Raw genomic sequence first — 4,037 nt, forward strand, 5'->3', positions numbered from 1 at the left:
CCCAACTCCGGCACATGCTTGTGGGAAAAGGGGATCGATCAGGGCGTGTCGGTCAACCGGGCGATCATCAAATCGGTTGCGCCCTCGCTGAACGCCGTACAGTTTATTCAGCCCTACATGCCCGACGGCGTGACGCCGATCGCGAATGAAGTCAAGATCAAGATCATCAGCGCCTACTTCGATCCGATCCGGGGCTATACATCCTCGGACGCGGCCAACGGCAACGTGACGCAGCTGACGGGCGAGGTCGTTTACCTGCGTGACCATAATCCCTTCGGCGCGACCTCAACCAGCGCCCACGGGCGAACCCAGAACTAGCAAGGAACACGGCGGCAATGTCAATTGTGCAACCCAACATGCTGAGAAAAAATATTCGAAAAACTCGGCGCGGCGCGGCGCTCGCGACATCGCTGGTTTTGATCTTCGCGATGTCGATCCTCTCGCTCGGCCTCATTTCTCTGGTCAACGCCACCATTCAAATGTCGCAGCACCGGAACGACACCACGGAAGCGTTCAACATGGCCGACGCCGGCATCGAGCTCGGACTGACCTGGCTGACTGCCCAAGCTAGCCCGCCGGATGACAGCACCCTGCATCCGATGACGAACTTCTTCGGCGGCAACGGAACGATCTCGGCGCCCTTCGGACAAACAGGGACGACTCTGACAGTGCGTATCAGCGGCGATTCGACGAACACCACCAGTACACAGAAACATTACGTCATCGAAGCCCAGGGAACGATGCCGAGCGGCACAACTCAGATCGTACGCGCTTACGTTCAGCAGGCGAGCTTCGGCAAATACGCCTACTTCACCGTCACCGACGGCGCTGGCTTCTGGGATTACAACAACCACTTTGAAGGGCCGTTCCATTCCAACGACGCCGACGGCCTGCAAACCACGATCTTATGGAAATCTAACAACACCGCGAACCCGATGTTCACCTACACCGGCGACGACGCATTTTCCGTCTCGGGAAACGTGACATGGTGGAAGAACAGCATCGGCGTGGTGGGAGCGCCGTCGTCGACGAGCGACTACAAAAGCATCGCCGCGAGCGGCCAGCCCAGTATGACGACCGGGTACAAAACGGATTCCAGCGGAAACTTCCTGCTCGACAGCGGAGGAAAGAAGATCCCCAATTCGGCGCAAATTCCGCTGCCTACAACAGATTACACACAGGAATACGCCGCCATGGGGATCGCACCGCCGAACCCCTGCAATAGTGCTCCGCCGGGAGTACCGACCATCGCAGGCGCCACGATTGTGAATAACTCGGGAACGGTCAGCGGCGGCATCTTCCTGCACGGCAACAGTGTCGTCGCTCTCAGCGTCAACGGCAGCGGAAACCAGGTCATTACCGTCACGCAAGGCACGACCATTCAGACGATCACCGTCGACGCGAGTAATAACCAGACCAAAGTCGACAAAAGCGTCAGTGGCGTACACACCGTTACCACCCTGACGGGCGTCCCTAACGGCATGGTTTATTCGGACGGAAACATTACGGGATTGAGCGGTGTCATCGCGGATAACAAAGTGGACTCATCGGGCAATATCACCTATCGCTCGCAAATGACAATCGCCACGGACCTCGCTCTTGGAAAAGATGTCACCCTGACCGGCTCGATCACTTATAACACGCCGCGCAATCTCGCAATCGCTCAGTCGGCGGACACCAACTTCAACCAGAAAGCTGGGGTCTTCGGTCTATTGGGCGATCATATTTCCGTGGCGGACGGCGCTGGGCCGAACCTTGAGTTCGACGGCAATATCTTCGCGAAGACGTCGTTCGACGCCGCCAATCCGGTGCATCCTGTCGGCAGCACCGGCACAATGACCTCGATCGGGGGCGTCATTACACAGGCGGCTGGTATCTTCGCCTACGTCAACTCCAGCGGCGTACTCACTAACGGCTACCAGGAGCAATATCACTATGACAGTCGCCTCGCCGACCATCCGCCGCCGTTCTTCCCGACGACGGGCAACCACTATGATCTGCTTTCCTGGCAGCGCGTGTCAGGTATGCTGCAATAAATGCGATTACCAGACAGCCATATAACAAATATTATGTAATCCTTGACAATATTTGATTGGACTACCATAATCGAGATCAATACCTGCGCAATGCAGTATCGGCTGGTATTTCGTAAGTCGTTCATCCACCATTGCGGATTATACTATTGCGAATAGCCGGCGGGCGAATGCGCGTAGAAAGATTACGTACAAGCCTGCCCCTTTGATAAGGCGCGGGCTTTTTTTGCCCACCGTTCGCAATGATTGTTCCTCAATGGCTCTTTCCGATGATGCGGGAGAAAAACATGGCGATCCTTGCTGACAAAACCAACAGTCTGAACAACAATGATGGGGCGGAAACCCCCACAACCACTCCAACCCCTACCCCCGCTCCGGGAGGCGCGCATTATTCCGCCGGTCCGCGGCGCATGCATGGGACGGGACTCCGCGGCCAAAATCTATCGCGGCAGTCCAATCAATTTGAAGGCCGGTTCGGACGTATGTTCCGAACGCTTCCCGCCGCCTATCACACGGAAAATGAACTGATCGCATTGGCGGACAAGATGGTCGCGCCGGCCGAAGATGAACCCACGCCCGAGACGGAACGGGACGATGAAGAGAACCTGGGAATCAGCGCCGGCTACACCTACTTCGGCCAGTTCATCGATCACGACCTCACGTTCGATCCGGCGAGCAGCCTGCAAAGACAAAATGATCCTGACGCGCTCACCGACTTCCGAACGCCACGCTTCGACCTAGACAACATTTACGGCCGTGGACCAGACGATCAGCCGTATCTTTACGCGGAAGACGGTGTGCATCTGCTGCTGGGGCGTACATTGACGGGCAGCTCGCATGACGGCCAGACGCGGGATGTTCCCCGCAACACTCCCGAAGAGGGAGCGCCGAAGCGCGCGCTGATCGGCGATCCACGCAATGATGAGAACGTGATCGTCTCGCAGCTTCAAGCGACGCTGCTGCGCTTCCACAACAGCGTCGCGAAAACGCTCGCCAGACGTCGCGGCGGCGTACTTCCTCCGTTTGAAGATGTCCAGCGAGAGGTGCGATTCCACTATCAGTGGACGGTGCTTCACGACTTCCTGCCAACCATCATCGGCAAGGATACTGTCCAGCTGCTGCTGCCCGAGCTGAAGCACGATGGCAAACGAGAAGCAGTGACGCAGTTCAATCCGCATCTGCGTTTCTTTAAACCGAAGCAGCAGGCGTACATCCCCGTGGAGTTTAGCGTGGCCGCCTATCGTTTCGGACACTCGATGGTGCGACCCATCTACCGCCTGAATACGACGCTGCCTGGCAGACAGATGATCTTCGCGGAAACGGATTCGGCTAAGCTTGCGGAAAGCTTGGTGGGATTTCGGGAGTTTCCAGGCAATTGGGCGCTGGACTGGAACTTGTTCTTTGATATCGGTGAGCATACGCCGCAGGGCCCAAGACGCCTGCAGCGGTCCTATAAGATCGACACATCGCTTGTCAATCCGCTCGGACATCTTCCGGAGGCGGTCACCAAAGGGCAGGCGTCGCTGGCCGCGCGCAATCTTCTGCGCGGTCTGAGCATGAGCCTGCCATCCGGCCAGTCCGTTGCCCGAGCGATGGGACTTCCCGTTGTGCCGGACGATAAGCTGCGGGTCGGCAAAGCAACTGCAGCCGCGCAGGCCGCGAACGACAATCCGCTGCTCACGGACATCTCACCGAACTTCACCGACAACGCGCCGCTCTGGTACTACATCCTTGCGGAAGCGCAGCAGCAGGCGCTCGGAACGGATGGGAAAGTGAACGATGACGCGCACATCCACCTTGGCCCGGTCGGCGGCAGGATCATCGGGGAAGTCTTTGTTGGCCTGATGTGGGCAGACTCCCATTCCTATCTTCAGCAGCATCCCGGCTGGCGTCCCATCGATGAGTTTACAAAAAATGGACGCTTCGGGATCGCCGAGATCATCAAGGCCGCGCGCCATTAGATCGCTCAATACTCAAATCAAAAACGGCCCGGAATCGCATTGC

The 4,037-nt window shown here is 57.5% G+C and carries 3 protein-coding genes; all 3 read left to right on the top strand.

Annotated elements, in window-relative coordinates:
* A partial coding sequence (locus tag ABIZ35_RS25290) for a hypothetical protein (RefSeq protein ID WP_348222711.1) occupies positions 1-318 on the top strand: 318 nt, incomplete at its 5' end.
* Positions 319-335: 17 nt separating this feature from the next.
* A complete protein-coding gene (locus ABIZ35_RS25295; RefSeq protein ID WP_348222712.1) occupies positions 336-2,036 on the top strand; it encodes a hypothetical protein in 1,701 nt (566 codons plus the stop codon).
* A gap of 284 nt (positions 2,037-2,320) precedes the next feature.
* The gene (locus ABIZ35_RS25300) at positions 2,321-3,994 is read left to right on the top strand and encodes a heme peroxidase family protein (RefSeq protein ID WP_348222713.1); all 1,674 of its coding nucleotides are present in this window, start codon (positions 2,321-2,323) and stop codon (positions 3,992-3,994) included.
* Positions 3,995-4,037 lie beyond the last annotated feature (43 nt).

The organism is Capsulimonas sp., from assembly GCF_039929585.1.
GTDB lineage: Bacteria > Armatimonadota > Armatimonadia > Armatimonadales > Capsulimonadaceae > Capsulimonas.